A 17800-nucleotide genomic window follows, 5' to 3' on the forward strand; every position below is an offset into this window, starting at 1 on the left:
ATACAAATAAATGTTAAATACTTATACCGTACTTTTTCATTTTTGCGTTCAGGGTCACTCTGGTTATACCGAGCTCCTCCGCTGTGTGCGTAAGATGGTTTGAATTTTTAAGAAGGCTTCTCTCAATGAGTATTTTCTCAAGCTCCTCCACGCTGCTGTTAAGCGTATCTGACGTGAATTTGGTGAAAAAATATTCGGACACAGCCGAAAATCTGCTTTCAGGTTTTTCAGTTTCCGGCCCCGAAAGCTGAATATCGGATTCGGTTATTCTGTTTGAAGAGGAAAGTATCACCGCTTTTTTTATAACGTTCTGCATCTCTCTGATATTTCCCGGCCAAGGATAAGCCCTGAATATATCAACCACCTCCCTGTCTATGCAGCAGATGCTTTTTTCTGCCTCGCGGGCATATTTCGCTGTGAAAAAAGCGGCAAGCTGCGGTATGTCATCCGTTCTTTCCCTTAATGGCGGCAGCTTTATATCCACAACATTCAGCCTGTAAAACAGATCGGAACGAAATTCTCCGGCGGCAATGAGTTCCGCGATGTTCCTGTTTGTGGCGGAAACAATGCGGACATCCACATGAACAGGCTTATTTGAGCCCAGCTTCTCGATTGTGCCGTTCTGGAGCACTCTCAGCATTTTAGACTGAAGCTCAACAGGCAGTTCGCCTATCTCGTCCAGAAAAAGGGTTCCGGTGTGAGCAGCCTCAAACTTGCCTGTTCTGTCCTGATGGGCTCCGGTGAAGGCTCCTTTCACATAGCCGAAAAGTTCGCTCTCAAGCAGTTCACGGGGGATAGCCGCGCAGTTAATCACCACAAAAGGCTTATCCCTCCGGTGGCTCCGTTCGTGAACAAGACCGGCTATCAGCTCTTTGCCCGTACCGCTTTCTCCGGTTATGAAAACAGGGGTGTTCGAGTTTGCAACAGTGGCAATCAGTTTAAAAACATCACGGATTTTGCGTGATGAACCCACAAAAGCGGAGTCTCTCTCTTCTGTCTCCTCCACAGCAAGAGCATCCTCCCCGCAGGAAACCTTATCAGGACGGGCATACTTTTCTATACAGTCGGTAAGCTCCTCATAATCAACCGGCTTCACAAGGAAATCCGCTGCTCCGAGCTTAAACGAATCAAGCACTGTATCGCTTGTGCCGAAAGCTGTCAGCATAACCACAGGAACCGCACGGGAGAGCTCCTTTATTTTTTCCAGAACCTCAAGACCGTTCTCCGAGCCAAGCCTGTAATCCAGCAGAATAAGACTGCAGCTTTCTGTATTCAGGTACTCGAAAGCCTCCTCAGAGGAAAAAGCGGTGGAAACGGAATATCTGCCTGAAAGAACCCGCTTCATGCCGTAGCACAGGGATGTATCATCGTCAATTATCAGTATCTTTTTCATAATCCTTCACTTTTATAATGAATTTTGCACCGCCGGAGTATGCCTTGTCCAGCTCAAGTCCGCCGCCGAGAATCTCCAGAATCATTTCAGTGTATGTCAGTCCCAGCCCTGTTCCGGTCGCCTTTGAGGTGTAAAACGGCATAAAAATTTTAGACTGTTTCTCCTGCGGGATTCCGCACCCGTTGTCAGAAATTTCAAACACCACAAATCCGTTTTCCCGTCCGAAGCCGAAATTTACTTTCGTAGCCCCTGCCTCGGAAGAGTTGTGAACCATGCTGATCAACACCTGATAAAGCTTTTCCGGATCGCTGACAAAACTTATGTTGCCGCCTGCCTGAACCGATGCGGTAAGACTGTCTTTAAATCTGCTTTTTATATACTGCACAAGATAAGCTGTCACAGCATGGGCGGACGTTTCCTCAAGCCTTACCTCCATGGGGCGGGAAAGGCTGAGAAAGTCGTTAAGTGTCGCCACTATTCTGTCCGACTCCTTGCGCATAACCGCCAGATCCTCTGCTGAATGAGGATCTGAATGGTTCTCTTTAAGGCTCATGGAGAGCAGATTGATTGTCATAATCGGATTTTTCAGCTCGTGGGCAAGCCCCGCAGCCATTGTGCCCACAGTCGCAAGCCTTTCACTCCTCTTAAGCTGCTCGCTTTGAAGGTAGATCTCATTCAAGGCATCTTTGAGCGTGCGTGACATATTCCCCAGAGTTTCCGCCAGCGCCTTTATCTCTGTTGTTGCATACTTATCCGTCTCAATCTTTTCCGGCAGGTTGTCGAGAGTAAACTTGTTTATCTCATGAGAGAGGGAAAGGAGCGGCTTTGTAATAAAAACGGATATTTTTGTGGCAAAAACAAGACCTATTCCCAGAAGAATCAGGAAAAAAAAGCAGGTTTCCACAAACTGAAGCGCAACGGCACTGTTCACATAAGCGCTGTTCAGAACGTACACCACTTCGCCGATCACTTCGTTTTTTGCAAGTATTTTATATTCGAAATACCATCCGCTGCGCATGGATTCATCCCATCCGCCCTGCGTGAGAGCATCCACAACAAGGTGTCCGCCACTGTCAAAAAGGTAGACGTTTTTTATAAACTCGTGGGCATCCGTGGAGGCCTTCAGCAGAGAATACATATCATATATATTGTCATAAAGCATAGCTTCGGAGATGTAAGACTCAATGACCTTATGCTGGCTTGCGAGAGTGTTTTCCGCTCCTTTTCGTATAAACTGGTACTGAAAGGAGGTGACTATGGCAAGCTCAAGCACCATGGCGGAAATGCCCAGAAAAATTATAAGCAGAAGAACCCTGTTTCTGAATGAATCGGGGATGAATCTAGCGGGAACGCGCATCTAAAAACTTCTTCATCTCTATCATGCTGTCCAGACTGTGGCTGTCCGGCGGAATCAGTCTGTCTACAAGAATACCGCCGAGTATTTTCCGCCCGTCATCATCCTTGTGCATGTTTGTCAGAACATTCTGCATCCTTTTAAACAGCTTATCGGGAACCTTGCCTGAGGCGACTATGGGAGGAGCCAGAAACTCAGGGGAAATATCAATGATGCGGATATTCGCCACCTTTTCGGGGTATTTTTCCCTGAAATACTCAAAGATAAGACTGTCCACCGCCGCACCCGCCACCACCCCGCTGTTCACAAGAAAAATGGATTTGTCGTGGTTGCCGGTATAGTAAACCTTTGAGAAGTAACGGTCAGGGTTATGATTGGTGTTCTTTGCAATAAGATATGTCGGATAAAGCGCTCCGCTGTTGGAGAGGCTGCCTGTAAAGGCGAATGTCTGCCCTTTGAGCTCATCTACAGACTTAATACCTGATTTTTCAGAAACTATTATGTACGAATGATAAGACGATTTGCCCCTCACAACCGGAATGGCAAGAACCTTATAATCTTTTTCATTCAGGTCAAGAAGGGCGCCGGTACAGACAGTAGCCACATCCACCTCTCCTTCCCTTATCATTGAGTTCATTTTGGCATAGCTGTCCTTCTGAAAGAACGCAACCTTCATACTAAGCTTTTTACCGAGATAATCGCTGAGCGCACTGTACTGACTGTAGCTTTCGCCCGGTGAAATAACCGAGGCAACACCGAAATGAATAGTGTCCTTTTCCTGTGCGTTTGCATAAACTGCGGATAATAGAAATATAAACAATGCTGTAAATGAAATATACACGGCTGTTTTCATAGGTTTTTCTCCTAAAGCAGGTTTGGAGTCAAAACATTCAAAAATGGGGTTCGGGTGGTTTCCGATTCATTATGATAACCATAAAAATGAGAGAATTGAAAGGATAATTTAGCTGATTAAGCATGCAGCCGGAACAGATATTCCGGCCGCACAGAAAGTTTTATACGGTTTTAAGCCACTCCTCAAGCTTTGCCCTTATCATATCCCTTACTTCTCTCGCAGCCTGAAGCTTCTCATCTTGTCCGCCTTCCGCTGCGGAGGGATCGGGAAATGCCCAGTGGACTCTCTTGACCTCCACACCGGGGAAAAGCGGGCATCTTTCCGCGGCTTCCGCGTCGCAGACAGTTATTATGTAACTGAATACCTTGCCCGCCTTGAAAAAATCGAAAACACTGTCCACACTGTTTCCGGAAATATCTATCCCTGTCTCCTTCATAGCCTCCACCGCGAACGGATTAAGCTTACCGGGGGTCAGTCCCGCACTTTCAGCTATGAATCTGTCAGGGGCAATACTGTTGAGCAGGGCTTCCGCCATCTGGCTCCTTGCGCTGTTATGCACGCACACAAAAAGAACTTTTTTTCTGGACATGGCTCCTCCGAAATATGACTTATTTTTAACTTGCTTTTCCGCTGCTTCATTTCTATAAATATAGAAATAAGAAATTCTCATGAAGAATACAAATAAATGTCAAAAGTTTCGGAGGCAGTATGAGCCAAAGCGGTAAAGACGGAATAAGAGCAGCAGTGAGAAATAATTACAGAAAATTTGCCGTAGCGGAGCCGGCCGGGTGCGGATGCGAGACTGAATCATGCTGCGGCAGCGGAAAAACTGCGGACGCAGAATCAATTTCCGTTGTCCTCGGCTACTCCGCTGAAGAGCTGGCATCCATTCCGAAAAGCGCCAATCTTGGATTGGGCTGCGGCAATCCCATAGCCGAAGCGGAGCTGAAAACAGGTGAAACCGTTCTGGACTTAGGCAGCGGAGGGGGTATTGACTGCTTTCTCGCCGCCAGAGCCGTAGGCACGGACGGGCAGGTGATAGGTGTGGACATGACGCCTGAGATGATAAGCAAGGCACGCAAAACAGCGGGGGAAAACGGCTTCGGCAATGTTGATTTCCGTCTGGGCGAGATTGAAAACCTACCCGCAGGGGACTCCACAGTTGATGTAATAATCTCCAACTGCGTAATAAACCTTTCGCCTGATAAGGAAAAAGTTTTCAGGGAATGCTTCCGTGTTCTGAAAAAAGGCGGGAGAATCGCCGTTTCGGACATAGTGGCAACAGCCGAACTGCCGGAAGAGGTTAAAAATAATCTTGCGATGTACACCGGCTGCATGGCAGGGGCAGCCCACATCGGCAAGCTTGAGGAAATGATGCGCAGAAGCGGGTTCAGCAGCATAAATATAACGCCAAAGGATGAAAGCCGTGAGTTTATCTCAGAGTGGTCTCCGGGCAGCAGCATAGAAGACTATGTGGTATCCGCAGTGATTAAAGCCGTTAAACAATAAGGAGAAATTGATGAGCAATGTAAACTGCGCCGATGAACGCAGAATGACAAGCATATTTGAAAAATACCTTACCCTCTGGGTCGCCCTCTGCATAATCGGCGGCATAGCCCTCGGCAAGATCGCCCCTGAACTGGCGAAAACTCTGGACGGGATGTCAATCAATGTGAGCGGCACTCCGGTTGTGTCACTGCCGATTGCAGTATGCCTTTTCTTTATGATGTACCCGATTATGGTTAAAATTGATTTTGAAAAGGTAATCAGAGCGGGCAGAAGCGGCAGACCTGTATTTCTCACCCTCTTTATAAACTGGTGCGTAAAACCATTCACAATGTACATTATCGCCCTTGTATTTTTAGGCTTTCTGTTCAGGGGCTTCATAGGTGCTGAGGCGGTGGATCTGGTTAAAATGCCCTTCGGGCTTGACCTTCCCGTGGGCAGTACGCACGGAGCGGGCACAGTGGTTCTTGCTGACGGAGTCAAAATGCTTGAGATACCCCTCTGGCGGAGCTATTTCGCAGGATGCATTCTTCTGGGTATTGCCCCCTGCACGGCGATGGTTCTGGTGTGGGGCTACCTTTCAAGGGGAAATGATGGGCTCACCCTTGTCATGGTCGCAATAAATTCTCTCACAATGCTTGTGCTTTACGGAATCCTCGGCGGATTCCTCCTCGGCGTGGGCAAGCTTCCCGTTCCGTGGCAGGCACTTCTGCTTTCAGTCGGCGTTTATGTGGCACTGCCTCTTGTCGCGGGTTATTTTTCCAGAAAGCTGATAATCAGCGCAAAAGGTGAGGAGTGGTTCAGGGAAAAGTTTCTCCACCTGCTCACTCCGGTAACAATCGGCGCTCTCCTGCTCACCCTTGTGCTGCTTTTCAGCTTCAAGGGGGAGGTTATACTCGCCAACCCGCTGACGATCCTGTGGATCTCAGTTCCGCTGTTCATTCAGACAGTTTTTATCTTCGCCCTTGGCTACATCGGAGCGAAGATGCTTAAGCTTAAATATGAGGATGCGGCTCCGGCAGCGATGATCGGCGCATCAAACCATTTTGAGGTTGCAATAGCCACAGCGGTAATGCTGTTCGGGCTCTCTTCCGGAGCGGCTCTTGCCACTGTTGTCGGAGTGCTTATCGAGGTTCCGGTGATGCTTATGCTGGTCGGGATATGCAAACGGACAGCATCATGGTTTGAGGCATAAAATATCAGCGGCGGCGGTTCTCTGCCGCCTTTTTCCTGTTCACCGCAAATGATATTGATTTTGTCGGGCAGTTGTCCGCGCACTCCATGCAGCTTGTGCATTTTTCGAAAAAATGTTTGCCGCCTTCGGTTACTTTGATTTTTTCACTGCAATTCTCAGAGCACAGTCCGCATGGCGTTTCCTGACTGAGCAGACAGGTTTCCCTGTTCACTCTCAGCCTCAGTTTCACGCCGGGTATTCTTGACACAAGGGTAATCAATGCTGACACAGGGCAGACGGCGGAGCACCATTTCCGGAAAAGAATCAGCTCTGCAATTATAATCAGAGGAAAAACCAGAAGCGTTATACCCGGTTCAAAAACATGCGTAACTTTAAGCACTGCGAAAATAAACCCGAAAAAAAGCCCGATGGGGCAAATGAGACAGAATACCGGAAACCCTGCGAAAAATGAGGCTGCAACAGACACTCCGAGAACAGCATAGGAAAAACTCCCCGCCCGGCCAGATACTGTTTTGGGAGCAGTATTAAAGGTTTTGACGGTAAAAGCAGTGGGGCAGAACCATGAGCAAAAGACTCTCCCCAATATGTAAGCTGCGACAAGAAAAATCAGCACGGCTGACAGCATGCCCCATGGAACGTTTTTTGAGGCTGCCCATACTTCAAGAAAGCCGACCGGGCACATACCGCAGAACGTGCCCAGCCCGAAATCGCCGGCATCAGCCAATACAACAGCAATAATGGCTGCCATCAGCACATAGTATCTTATTTTGGAAAATTTTATTCTTTTCAAGACTCTTGACCCTTTCCCGCTTCGTCGGAACCCGCATTTCTCGGCGGAACGCCTGACGGTCTTTTAATTACAATAATCCCTTTCCCCTGAATGGATGCTCTCAGTGACGGAGAAGGGCATTTCAGCTCGCATATACCGCATCCGTTGCATTTTTCAGGAATAACAACAGGGCGTTTGTGTCCATCGAGATATATCGCCTTGAGCGGGCAGTTATCCACGCACACTGTACAGCCTGTCCAGTCCCAGGCTACGCAGTCCTTCTCAATTATTGCCGCAGTTCCTATATCCAGAGTCTCCTTTGTCACAGGCACAAGAGCCCCTGTAGGGCAGACTTCGGCGCATTTCAGGCACGAGTTGCAGTACCCTCGCCTGAAAGACACAGCAGGAGTATTAACGGCAATAATTCCGTGGCTGAGAGATGTGGGAACAAGAACCTTAGTCGGGCATACCTGAAGGCATTTCTGACACCTGATACATTTTGAAAGAAATTCATTTTCGGGCAGAGCTCCGGGAGGTCTCAGCGGAGAAACTGACTCATTCCCCGCAAATACCTCAGCCGGAGATAAAAGCGATATTACGGCTGTTTTTATGAAATTTCTTCTCGTAAAAATCATTTCAAAGCCTTGGGTCTAAAATATAATCCTGTTGTTTATGCTGTCTTTGACAACAGGCATCTGGTTGATAAGCACACTGAGCAGAAACACACCTGCGGCAAAGGATGCCCCGCAGAGCACAGGCATGCAGATTCTCTTCTTTGCCAATGAAATAATAAGCAATGCAAAAGGAACAAAAAAAAGCAGAACAGCCAAAGCCCAGAACAGAATTGAATAGTCACCTGCTATGAGCTTATGGGCTGACAGGATTCTGTCTTCAGCAGTCAAAAATGCCATTCTTGCAACAAAAACCGCAAGCAGTATGCCGCACACAGCAACAATCCCCAGCCCTGTTTTAATCTCAGCTTCCGCTCCTGAGTTAAAATCAGAATTTAAGCTCATCAACAGCCAGGTTCCGAATATGACCGCTGCCATGAAAAGCATTGTAAGTATGTGAGTATCAAGGGCCGGTCTGGCAACCATCATGTAATATCTGGCAATACAGAACACTGAAACCAGACTCAAAAGAACTGACACTGCTTTAAGGGTCTGCTTCCCTGAATCTCTGAAAAACAGAATAAATCCTGCGAAAGCGGCTGCCACCTGAGCCAGAACAGCACTGCTAAGGCCGGAGTATGGCCGCATAAGAATATTCAGCATCCGGGAAAAATCGTTTATCCCCAGCAGAACAATCAGCGCTGCCGCCGTACAGCTTACACCTGCCGGCAAAGCGTAAATCCTGTGTTTTGTGCTGCTGTATCTGTTAAAGTACCCGGCCGCTGATGAATAAAGAAGCATACATGCGCCCGCAAGCCCTATAAACATAAAAAAAGTCATATTCCATTTAGTATTCATGGCTTTATCCTTCCTGTTCATGCTGGAAGTTCACCAGCAGATCACTGACGATTTCAGCATCCATATTCAGGAAAGAAACAGTGAGTTCAGCCGCTCCGCGATAGAACTCTGTGGACGCAATTCTGCCAATATCATTACAGAAAGCGGGAACCCACCTCATAAGATGCTTCTCGATAAATTCTCTCTGCTCCCTGAGAAGGCTCACGGTCTTTTTGAAATCACCGTTTTCGGCCGACTGCCTGACAAGACCGCACAGATGAGCCATAAACTCAAGCTCCAGAGCCAGATGATCTTCCGGAATATTATACTTGCTGCTCACTCCGAGCCCGTATTTGCGGTATAAAGCCAGAACTTCGTCTCTGGCTTCCTGCATTATCAGACGTTTTTCGCTTGTATAAACAGATTCGTAAGGAAAGGCGCTCTGCGCGGTCTCCACTACCCCTGCTCCCAGAAAAATCCTCGCATAGTCCACCGCGAGATCTGTAACTGGGTCATGCCAGTCGGTACGGCAGAAGCCCAGAATCCTTTCATATCCGCCGGAAAGCTCATTCTGAGGCTCTGATGAGAAATCCAGATTCTTTATGATATTATAAAAGCTGTCGGTTACTTCCGTTTTATAAATGTTGGTAAGAAACAGGTACATATTCTCCCTGTTTGAAATTATTTCTGAATAAGCTGCCAAATTGCTCATGGATAAACCCCCGGTTTTGTCGGCTGCTGTTTTGTATTCAGGAGAGCGGATAAAGTTCCGCTCTCCTTATTTGTTCACCAGTGCTTCTTCCGTTCAGAAAAGTTTTCAGTTTTTCTCAGGGAAGAATACCCATGTCTTTCTGTCATGCCATTTTGCGGTTTTTTCACTGAGAATATACCGCATGGTCGGGCTGTTTCCTGCATCCGGCAGAGCATGAACATTTTTCTCTCCGGCTTTTTTGATCCTCTGCTGTATCTCTCCTCCGGGATCGTCAAAATCACCGACAAATCTGGCTTTAGCGCAGCATGCCTTAACACACGCCGGCTTATCCGGAGCCTTCAGGTGATCGCAGAGAGTACATTTTTCCACAACTGCGCTTTTCGTATTGAAAGAACGGGCTTTATACGGGCAGGCGGTGATGCAGGCCATGCATCCTATACATTTCTGGTGATCCACAAGAATCACACCCTCCGCATTAACATGCGAGGCTCCGGTGGGGCATACCGCCACGCAGGGAGCGGAATCGCACGCCTGACACAAGGACGGCAGAAAATACATTTCCAGATCGGGAAATACTCCTGTGGGGCCGATCGTGAAAACCTTGTTCCACTGGATTCCCAGATCGATATTGTTTTCGTTTTTGCATGCAACTTCGCAGGAAAAGCAGCCGATGCAGCGGTCAAGGTCTATCAGCATAGATTTCTTTTTCATTTCACAACTCCGGCAACTCTTTTAGTAGGCTTGGAGGCCTGAGGCATCCACGGTTCAAACTCTTCCGGCTTAATCCATACCCCTTTGGGGGCGCCTTCGGCTTTGTAGATTTTCACCTGATAACCTCTGAGCGTGTATGTACCCACCACTTCGTTGTAAGGGCCATCGCTGCGGCTGAGAACGTTAACGTTCATCTCCTGCCATCCGTGAGTTTTTTCATTAATATTTTCAGGGTTCCAGAACCTTTCCATGTACACGGTTCCTTTTGCTATGCCTTCGGTAACCAATGCTCTTGCGTTGATTCTGCCTCTTTTTGATTCAACCCATACCCAGTCGCTCTGCGATATGCCGTATTTTTTCGCATCAACAGGGTTGAGCCAAATATCCGCCACGGGCTGTATCTCTCTGAGATAAGGGATATTTCTCAGAGTGATATGATGCCAGAAGGGAAGCCTTCCGTTTGTCATCACAAGGGGAAATTCCTTGCCTATAGGTTTGTTCGGGCTCTCCTCCGGTTCTATGTAAAAGGGGAGAGGGTTATAGTCGTGAGGTGCAGGGGGGAGAGGCTTCTGAACGAACGGTGCTCCGGTTCGGCCCAGTGTTATCAGCGTTTCCAGATAGATCTCGCATTTTTTTGAAATAGTATTGAAGCCTTTCGGTTTTCCGGTGGCGGGATCAATCTGTTTGTAAACGTAGTACTCCTTCATATCAGACAGCGGGAATTTTTCGATTGGCCCTTTTTTGAGTTCTTCCCACTTCATACCGTATGATTTGCACCACCAGTCAAGCTGATCATTATAATTAGTGAAAGTCGGGTGCTGCGGAGCAGTTTCCTTCGGATCAAATGTGCGTTTGCACTGCTCATGACCGAGGTCTGCGCAGCGCTTAACTATCCACGCCCATATCTCATACTCATTGACTGTTTCATAGAGGTGCGTCGTCGCCTGACGTGCGAAGAACTTATTGAAGCAGTCCACAGGAAGATCTGTTTCCAGCCACTCGTTAGTGGGCAGAAGGAAATCCGCGTAGGGTGAAAAACCGGTCGGATACATATACATATGGACTATAAGTTCAAGATTATGAACAACTTTAGACCATTCATAGGTATTTGCAACCGTACCCATCTTATTGCCGGAACGCTCAAGCCACGCTTTAAGCTTATAGGGCTTTCCGGTTCTGAGAGCATCAAGATGTTTAGCAACGTTGCCCGTCCACCACTGCATCATGCCTTTGAACTCGTTTCCGCCGAGACGCTTTTTAAGCTGATCATGCGAAAGGAAGTTCATCAGCGGGTCTGTACCCACAGGGGATCTGCAAACGTTTTTAAACCTCTGGAGAGCCGAACCGGGTTTTTCTATGTTGCCCATTATAATATTGAGAATAGCTGCACAGTGAGCCATCTGCGTGGAGTTGGGGTTCTGGTCTGTTGCAACTCCGAGAGAAAGCCATGACGGTGTCTGAGCGTAAATCTCTATTGCTTTCACAATATCCGCTTCTCTCAGCCAGCAGATCTCAGCGGCTTTTTTTATTGTCCACGGCTCGCATCTTTCCTTAAGCATCTGAAAGCCTGTTTTGCATTCACTGCCGTTAACCGTGTAAGTGCCTTCCATTGCCGCATCAAGCGTGTCGTTCCACGGATATTCGAGGGCTTTCGCGGTTTTGGACTTTCTGTCCCATACAACATAAACATCTTTTCTGCCGCCCTGCTTTATATCACTCTCACGAAGGTGCATTTTTGTCTTGGTGTTAACGAGATAAGGCATGTTTGTCCATTTCAGGCAAAACTCATGGTCGTAAAGCCTGTGTTCGAGAATGTAGCGCATCCATGCCAGAGCGAGGGCAACATCCGTGCCCGGTCTGATCGGAAGCCAGACATCAGCCTTTGAGGCATCAGGGGTGAATCTGGGGTCGATAACAACGGTTTTGACTCCCTTAGCCCTGTTCTCCACAAGAACCCTGCCGGACTGCGAAGGCCCGCTGTATGAAGGTGCTGTGCCCCAGAGAACCGCAGCTTTGGTTTTGAGGTTATTGTAGTCATAGGCTTCGTGTATGTTGTTGTCGCCGAGGCTTGTGTCGCTGTTATAGAAAGTGCCGCCGCCGTAGCAGAACATGAACATAAGGGTTCTGGGCAGATAGCACTGGGCTGCGCCGGGCTCAAACCAGTTGGGGGTGTCAAAAGAGTTGCAGAACCTGCCCGGACTCATGAAGTTGGGGTTACCGCCGCCGCCAGTCGAAGCGAAAACAGACTCAGCACCGTATTTTTCACGGAATTCCATGAGCTTGCGGGCTATTTTATCTATTGCCTCTTCCCACGAAACACGTTTCCACTTGTTTTCACCTCTCGCTCCCACACGCTGAAGAGGGTATTTGTTTCTGTTTGGGTTGTAGAGCGCCTGAATTCCTGAGAGCCCTTTAACACACAGTGCGCCCTCGCTTCTTGTAAACTCAGGATTGCCTTCAATTTTGATTACACGGCCGTCCTTAACATGAGCCAATACGCCGCATTCCGCTGTACAGTTGCGGCAGCAGGTTTCGATGATCTGAACACCGCTCTCTTCTGCCGCGTCCGCTTTGGGAACAAGCATTCCGCTCCCCAGCCCGCTCATGGAAAGCGCGGTACCGGTTACAGCCGTGGCTTTAATGAAATCCCTGCGGTTCATCCTTAGTTGCTTCATTTTCTTCTCCTTAATATGAAGTGAACATTTTAAGAGGCAGCCGCTTCCAGCAGCTTCACTCCCTTTTCCGTTGTGCGCCATTTATTCTCCCACCTGAGTCCGCCTGCCTCTTCCAGCATTCCGATGAAATAGGCCGGGTATATTTCAGTGCTTCCGGCGCGGAGAATCGGTTCAACGACCGCCTCAATCTCTTCCTTGGTCTTCGGTGTCACACAACTTCTGAGAATACTGACATAGAGGTTATTAAAGGCCGCCTCATGCTCAAGAAGACATTGCAGACGGTCAGAGCTGTTCCGCCTGTCAGCGGCGGCTGCCCCTTCAGGAGTGCTGATCCACACTGTTTCAGCTTCGTCACCGGCTGCTCTCAGCCCGTGGGCATTATAGAGCCATGTGATGAGTGTCTCCGGAGAATAAAGAATAAGATCCGAACCCAGTTCCTTAACGTATTTCAGAATCTCAGGCGTGGTTCTCTCCGATGTACAGAAGCTGAGTATCCCGTACATGATCTCCTGAACACCTCGCTCTTCCTCTATTCTCTCCATCAGGCGTTCCAGAGCCGTTTCGGACAGAGTGCCTCTGTTTTCAGTATTTGCAGTCATCGCAAACCTCCGTCCTTTAAAGCTTTGTGAATGAGAACGGGAACTTAATGCGGAGATCCGTTCTTTTGAAATCTTCACTGCGTTCAAAATCAACATCAGCATATGTAAGTTCAACACTCACTCCTTCCAGAGCCTTATTGAACTCTTTGCCGAAGTTGTACCTGAGAACGTAGTTTGTTTCCTTTGAGTCGCTGTAAGCATAGGGTGAATCATAATCGGCATAGTAAACGGCCGCTGTCAGGCCGGGGAGACTGAGAGAAGAGAAGTTGTATTCCATACGCACGGCGTAGGCATCCATTTCGGCAAAGCCTGAGATCCTCTCCTCCTGTTTTATTACCCTGCCTCCGGGACCCCACGGAGTCGCCAGATCATCATCCCCTGATTTCGAGAGGAATCCTTTAAGCTCAAGTCCGGCATACTTGAATCCGGTTTCAAAACCTATTTCGTATGTGTCTATCTTGCCGGAAGTTTCATCGCCGATCGATTTCTGGACGGTGTAGGAAGGCATAAAGAACAGGGACAGATCCCCTATCTGTTTCTCAGCCTTCATCCTCAGAAAGCCCAGATTAAAAGTGTCTCTGAGGTTGTAACCCCATGCCTCAAACTCAACATTCACAGGGTCTGTCTCAAGACGGTATTTGAACCCGCCTATGTACAGGGGGTCATCATAGTTGTTGGCGTTCATGCCTGTTCCCACAGGGCGGTACCAGTCTTCGCACCAGTCAGAAAAGTCAGTTATGTAGTATGCATGCAGTTCAAGATTTCTTATGCTTTTGTTGATTAAAGACAGCCCTTTGTAAGTTTTGGGAAGGAAACGTCCGGGATCTATGTCCGCATACGGGGTGTAGATGATTTGAGCACCGTATTTGATTGTTGTGTCAAACCAGTGCCCCTGAACATAGGCTTCAAGAAACTTTCTGTAGCCGTCATGGTTTTCCTGAAGCAGCTTGAAGGAATCTTTGTCGTCATCACTGAAAAAATCTTCCGCGATACCCAGCGTGGCTCCGAAACTTATCCCCTTCACCTCGGCTGTTCGGAGGTAAACAATACCGCCGACAGCATTGTCATTTGCATCGGGGGTGTTTTCGGAATAGTCCGTTGTAAATGAATACAGCCTTAATTCGCCATAGGCCTGCCCTTCGCTGAATATTTCCGCCAGCGTGCCTGCAGCCGAGGCATTCAAAGGCACCAGAGCAGTAAACAGCAGTGTGACTGCCGCTGCGAGAGCTCTGAAATAAAAAATAAAATTAGTCCATAAACAGTTTTTGTTCATGTTGCTTCTCCTTAAAAGCGTTGTGCCTGAGAAGGAGCAGTCAGCATGCCAAAGAGTGCTTTTGCAATTATCTTTTCATACAAATAAGTTACAAACCATACGGTATCGGTGTTTTTTATCAGAAATGAGAAAACAGTCAGAAATAAAAAAATCATATCGGTTGATATGCCCGCTGACTGCGGCTATTTTAAAATTACATTATCAGAAGTAACTATTTTTTATTTTTAGGCGGTTTATATGATAGGTAGTCTGAAAACTCCCATAATTGCTTTCAGTACCTCGTCCTCAGTCTGGGAGCAGATAGCCGTAGCAAAGAGACGGTTCATTGAAACAGGTATTGTGCCGGAGCCAGTTCCGCACCTCCCCGAAGAGGTTATAGAAATGTGGCGGCTTTCACGAAGTCACGGCATTCCATGGGATCATGAGTTTTTACTGCCGCGGATGCCGCAGGACGAGTTCAGCCTCCTTCTGGATAAAAAGCAGTACCTGATTGATTTATTTTTCGACTATGTCAAAACTTACTCCCAAATACTTTCAAGCACAAAATTTGATATGAACCTCTGTGATGAAAACGGTGTGATGCTCACCCTCCCCATGCATTTTAATAAACTGAAAGGCTGGAAGTACCTTATCAGTGCCTCCGGGGATATATGGGATGAAAAAAATGTCGGATGCACTGCGCACACTCTCGCACTGAAATACAACAGACCGGTGCATATAGCCGGTCCGGTCAATTATCTGAAAGTTCTGGAAGAAAATGTGACATCCGCTGCGCCTGTCACCAATGAATACGGGGAAATTATAGGCTGTATCATACTCAGTCAGGAGAAGGCGAATATCTCAAACATGCTGGAACACACTCTGGGCTGGACCATAGCCACTGCTCAGGCTCTTTCCAGTCAGGTTAAGCTCCTGAGAAGAAGCAAACGCCTGAAACTCATGGATTCCACACTGAAAGCAACTTTTGATTACGCCAAGGACGGCTTCATATCTATCGATGAGGACTGTCATATTATAAACATCAATAACGAGGCTAAAAGACTGCTGAGGGCAGACGAAACCAAAATAAGAACAAAGCTCAGCTCACTGCTGGAAGATTCGTCCTATATATTTCAGTCGCTTAAAACCGGCAGATCCGTGAAGAAGCAGGAAATAGGCATTGTCAATAACCAGTCAGTCAGAGTGGAGTTTGATATTTCACCGTTTTTCAACAGAAATATGAGATATTCAAAGGGCGCCATAATAAAAATGGTGCGCAAAAATGACATATTCGGTCTGAACAAGCACGGAGGCAGCGGCAATATAGCTTTTGAGAATATTATTTCACGCAGTATGGTAATGGAAAAACTAAAAAATAAAGCGAAAACAGTAGCTGCAAAACCGGTGAATATACTGCTTCTTGGGGAGAGCGGCACAGGAAAAGAGCTTTTCGCCAGAGCAATACACAACTTCTATAATCCGAAATCACCTTTTGTAGCAATAAACTGCGCTTCCATTCCAAGAACATTGATCGAGAGTGAGCTTTTCGGATATGAGAAAGGGAGCTTCACCGGAGCGGAAAGAAACGGCAAGAAAGGTAAGATCGAATATGCGGACGGAGGCACTCTTTTCCTTGATGAAATCGGGGATATGCCCCTTGAGCTTCAGGCAGTGCTGCTGCGTGTTCTGGAAGAAAGAGAGGTGGTGCGTGTGGGCGGCCACAAACCTGTTCCGGTTAATTTCAGGGTTGTGGCCGCAACCAACAGACCATTGGCGGAGGATATTTTGAATAACAGATTCAGACAGGATCTTTATTTCAGACTTTCAGTGGTCAACCTGGAAATTCCGTCACTGCGTCAGCGCACTGATGACATACTCCTGCTGGCGGACCATTTCATAAGAACCACCTGCGAACACTTCTGTCTTCCGCCTTACTCTCTGTGCCCCGATACCGAAGAAATTCTGAGAGAATACTGTTGGCCGGGCAATGTGCGCCAGCTTGAGAATGCTATGATCTATGCTGTAACCGTAGCTGAAAAAAACATTATAAAGCCTTCTGATCTTCCTGATGATATTTTCGAGATCCAAAGCAGGCGAAGATGCTCCGACCTTGATGATATAAGAGCCGCTGAGAACGAAATAATACTGAATACTGTGAAAAAAACAGGGAATGTGCAGAACGCCGCCAGATACCTCGGAGTAAGCGCATCAACAGTGTACAGGAAACTGAAACAGATTAACGGCGGAAAAATACTCCGCTGAAAAAGCTTACTGAAGCTGCTTTTTGAGAAGCTCCCGCTCCTGTATCCGTTTTTCGGTTCTGACAAGGGCAGCGCCCAGAACCTTATCCGGCTTATCTGTGAGCCTGTCCGCCCTTTTGTACAGTTCAAGCGCCTTGTCATAATCCGCCTTTATCTCACTGCACAGACCGAGGTTATGCAGAAATGCAGGAGACTGAGGGTATTTCTCCGCCCCTTCATGCCACATTTCACATGCCCTGTCCATGCGCCCTGCCTCTGCAAACTCAAGAGAGGACTTAAGGAGCTTTTTCCCTTCGCTCTCCTTCACACCGTCATCCGATTTCATCAGTGTGAAGGTCACCCTTGCCGCATAGGGAGCTATCTGGGTTCTGAACTTATCCAGAACCCCGCTTTCCGCCGCTGACAGCAGTGTTTCATCCGAAGCCGGTGCAGAGGAGCTGTCCGGGCAGGTTCTGTCTGATGAAGTGAATGAGATTCTGTCAGAATAGGCAACCAGCGCTGTTGAAACATCTATGAGCTTGGGCAGAAAGATAATTTCGGCTTTCTTTTCAACGCAGGTAACAGTGTAGTTCGCATAGGCTGTGCATTTGCCTTTTTTATCCCAGGAGGAGCATCTGGAGCGGTTTGCTGTATAAGTTCCCCTGCTTACCGACTTTTCCGCTGAACCGGTGAAAATACCCTGCACTCCGGTCAGCCTTCCGAGCCTGACAGCCGTTCTTTCATCCACCGCACCTGAGATCTGAAGCTTCTGTTCCTGCATTATTCTGTTCAGGTTCTGCCTGTCGGCAACAGTAAAATATCTGTTCCCCTGCACTTCGGCAGATGCCAGCACATTCTCAACAGAAGGTGTTATTTTAGCTCCGTAGTTTCCGTCAAAGGGCAGAACTGCGATGCTCCTTATACCGGATATACCCTCCGCCCCTGCGGGCATAAGCACGGTTTCGGTTATCTTCGGTGCGCATGCGGACATAAACAGAGCCGCTATTATAACTGCTGCTTTCTTTTTCATACATACCCTGTGTTAAAATTAAATATCAGTATAATAGCACAAAAAATCAGACAGTTCAGGCAA

At 47.7% G+C, this 17800-nt stretch carries 16 protein-coding genes; 3 read left to right on the forward strand and 13 right to left on the reverse strand.

What is annotated here, in order from left to right; genetic code table 11:
• Positions 1–13 precede the first annotated feature (13 nt).
• The 4 genes from OSQ85_RS06825 to OSQ85_RS06840 all read right to left on the reverse strand — a co-directional run bounded on the left by OSQ85_RS06825 (position 14) and on the right by OSQ85_RS06840 (position 4189).
• Positions 14–1393: a sigma-54-dependent transcriptional regulator gene (locus OSQ85_RS06825; protein ID WP_265822098.1), complete on the reverse strand. Its 1380-nt coding sequence runs from the start codon at positions 1391–1393 to the stop codon at positions 14–16.
• Positions 1371–2750: an ATP-binding protein gene (locus OSQ85_RS06830; protein WP_265822099.1), complete on the reverse strand. Its 1380-nt coding sequence runs from the start codon at positions 2748–2750 to the stop codon at positions 1371–1373. Before OSQ85_RS06830 ends, OSQ85_RS06825 begins: the two co-directional genes overlap by 23 nt.
• Positions 2734–3600, reverse strand: a complete 867-nt coding sequence (locus OSQ85_RS06835) for a substrate-binding domain-containing protein (protein ID WP_265822100.1) — start codon at positions 3598–3600, stop codon at positions 2734–2736. Before OSQ85_RS06835 ends, OSQ85_RS06830 begins: the two co-directional genes overlap by 17 nt.
• A gap of 160 nt (positions 3601–3760) precedes the next feature.
• Positions 3761–4189, reverse strand: coding sequence for an arsenate reductase ArsC (locus OSQ85_RS06840; RefSeq protein WP_265822101.1), 429 nt, complete (start codon positions 4187–4189; stop codon positions 3761–3763).
• Positions 4190–4308: 119 nt separating this feature from the next.
• Here OSQ85_RS06840 and OSQ85_RS06845 point away from each other — a divergent pair, with 119 nt between their 5' ends.
• Both OSQ85_RS06845 and arsB read left to right on the forward strand, forming a co-directional pair.
• Positions 4309–5109, forward strand: a complete 801-nt coding sequence (locus OSQ85_RS06845) for an arsenite methyltransferase (protein WP_265822102.1) — start codon at positions 4309–4311, stop codon at positions 5107–5109.
• 10 nt (positions 5110–5119) lie between these two features.
• On the forward strand, positions 5120–6301 hold the full coding sequence (gene arsB / locus OSQ85_RS06850; RefSeq protein ID WP_265822103.1) for an ACR3 family arsenite efflux transporter: 1182 nt from the start codon (positions 5120–5122) through the stop codon (positions 6299–6301).
• 4 nt (positions 6302–6305) lie between these two features.
• On the opposite strand, the gene OSQ85_RS06855 is transcribed toward arsB, so the two are convergent.
• The 8 genes from OSQ85_RS06855 to OSQ85_RS06890 all read right to left on the reverse strand — a co-directional run bounded on the left by OSQ85_RS06855 (position 6306) and on the right by OSQ85_RS06890 (position 14488).
• Complete coding sequence (locus OSQ85_RS06855) at positions 6306–7091, reverse strand: 4Fe-4S binding protein (protein WP_265822104.1); 786 nt, start codon at positions 7089–7091, stop codon at positions 6306–6308.
• Entirely contained in the window at positions 7088–7705 is a 618-nt protein-coding gene (locus OSQ85_RS06860; protein ID WP_265822105.1) for a 4Fe-4S dicluster domain-containing protein, read from the reverse strand. The genes OSQ85_RS06855 and OSQ85_RS06860 overlap by 4 nt, the downstream gene beginning before the upstream one ends.
• A gap of 15 nt (positions 7706–7720) precedes the next feature.
• Positions 7721–8539, reverse strand: a complete 819-nt coding sequence (locus OSQ85_RS06865; protein ID WP_265822106.1) for a hypothetical protein — start codon at positions 8537–8539, stop codon at positions 7721–7723.
• Positions 8540–8543: 4 nt separating this feature from the next.
• Entirely contained in the window at positions 8544–9230 is a 687-nt protein-coding gene (locus OSQ85_RS06870; protein ID WP_265822107.1) for a TorD/DmsD family molecular chaperone, read from the reverse strand.
• A 105-nt stretch (positions 9231–9335) separates the two neighbouring features.
• Positions 9336–9941, reverse strand: a complete 606-nt coding sequence (locus OSQ85_RS06875; RefSeq protein ID WP_265822108.1) for a 4Fe-4S dicluster domain-containing protein — start codon at positions 9939–9941, stop codon at positions 9336–9338.
• Positions 9938–12616: a molybdopterin-containing oxidoreductase family protein gene (locus tag OSQ85_RS06880; protein WP_265822109.1), complete on the reverse strand. Its 2679-nt coding sequence runs from the start codon at positions 12614–12616 to the stop codon at positions 9938–9940. Before OSQ85_RS06880 ends, OSQ85_RS06875 begins: the two co-directional genes overlap by 4 nt.
• A gap of 29 nt (positions 12617–12645) precedes the next feature.
• A complete protein-coding gene (locus OSQ85_RS06885) occupies positions 12646–13215 on the reverse strand; it encodes a hypothetical protein (RefSeq protein WP_265822110.1) in 570 nt (189 codons plus the stop codon).
• 16 nt (positions 13216–13231) lie between these two features.
• Positions 13232–14488: an OprD family outer membrane porin gene (locus OSQ85_RS06890; RefSeq protein ID WP_265822111.1), complete on the reverse strand. Its 1257-nt coding sequence runs from the start codon at positions 14486–14488 to the stop codon at positions 13232–13234.
• A gap of 237 nt (positions 14489–14725) precedes the next feature.
• Here OSQ85_RS06890 and OSQ85_RS06895 point away from each other — a divergent pair, with 237 nt between their 5' ends.
• Entirely contained in the window at positions 14726–16729 is a 2004-nt protein-coding gene (locus OSQ85_RS06895; RefSeq protein ID WP_265822112.1) for a sigma-54 interaction domain-containing protein, read from the forward strand.
• Positions 16730–16735: 6 nt separating this feature from the next.
• On the opposite strand, the gene OSQ85_RS06900 is transcribed toward OSQ85_RS06895, so the two are convergent.
• Positions 16736–17737: a CsgG/HfaB family protein gene (locus OSQ85_RS06900; protein WP_265822113.1), complete on the reverse strand. Its 1002-nt coding sequence runs from the start codon at positions 17735–17737 to the stop codon at positions 16736–16738.
• Between the last annotated feature and the right edge of the window lie 63 nt (positions 17738–17800).

It is taken from the genome of Geovibrio ferrireducens (genome assembly GCF_026226615.1).
Classification (GTDB): Bacteria; Chrysiogenota; Deferribacteres; order Deferribacterales; family Geovibrionaceae; genus Geovibrio; species Geovibrio ferrireducens.

Excerpts from the sequence above, each read along its gene's own strand:
- OSQ85_RS06830 (WP_265822099.1), bottom strand. The coding sequence starts at position 2,750 with ATGCGCGTTCCCGCTAGATTCATCCCCGATTCATTCAGAAACAGGGTT.
- OSQ85_RS06860 (WP_265822105.1), bottom strand. The coding sequence starts at position 7,705 with ATGATTTTTACGAGAAGAAATTTCATAAAAACAGCCGTAATATCGCTT.
- OSQ85_RS06880 (WP_265822109.1), bottom strand. The coding sequence starts at position 12,616 with ATGAAGCAACTAAGGATGAACCGCAGGGATTTCATTAAAGCCACGGCT.
- OSQ85_RS06890 (WP_265822111.1), bottom strand. The coding sequence starts at position 14,488 with ATGAACAAAAACTGTTTATGGACTAATTTTATTTTTTATTTCAGAGCT.
- OSQ85_RS06835 (WP_265822100.1), bottom strand. The coding sequence starts at position 3,600 with ATGAAAACAGCCGTGTATATTTCATTTACAGCATTGTTTATATTTCTA.
- OSQ85_RS06875 (WP_265822108.1), bottom strand. The coding sequence starts at position 9,941 with ATGAAAAAGAAATCTATGCTGATAGACCTTGACCGCTGCATCGGCTGC.
- OSQ85_RS06845 (WP_265822102.1), top strand. The coding sequence starts at position 4,309 with ATGAGCCAAAGCGGTAAAGACGGAATAAGAGCAGCAGTGAGAAATAAT.
- OSQ85_RS06825 (WP_265822098.1), bottom strand. The coding sequence starts at position 1,393 with ATGAAAAAGATACTGATAATTGACGATGATACATCCCTGTGCTACGGC.
- OSQ85_RS06865 (WP_265822106.1), bottom strand. The coding sequence starts at position 8,539 with ATGAATACTAAATGGAATATGACTTTTTTTATGTTTATAGGGCTTGCG.
- OSQ85_RS06870 (WP_265822107.1), bottom strand. The coding sequence starts at position 9,230 with ATGAGCAATTTGGCAGCTTATTCAGAAATAATTTCAAACAGGGAGAAT.
- OSQ85_RS06895 (WP_265822112.1), top strand. The coding sequence starts at position 14,726 with ATGATAGGTAGTCTGAAAACTCCCATAATTGCTTTCAGTACCTCGTCC.
- OSQ85_RS06885 (WP_265822110.1), bottom strand. The coding sequence starts at position 13,215 with ATGACTGCAAATACTGAAAACAGAGGCACTCTGTCCGAAACGGCTCTG.
- arsB (WP_265822103.1), top strand. The coding sequence starts at position 5,120 with ATGAGCAATGTAAACTGCGCCGATGAACGCAGAATGACAAGCATATTT.
- OSQ85_RS06840 (WP_265822101.1), bottom strand. The coding sequence starts at position 4,189 with ATGTCCAGAAAAAAAGTTCTTTTTGTGTGCGTGCATAACAGCGCAAGG.
- OSQ85_RS06900 (WP_265822113.1), bottom strand. The coding sequence starts at position 17,737 with ATGAAAAAGAAAGCAGCAGTTATAATAGCGGCTCTGTTTATGTCCGCA.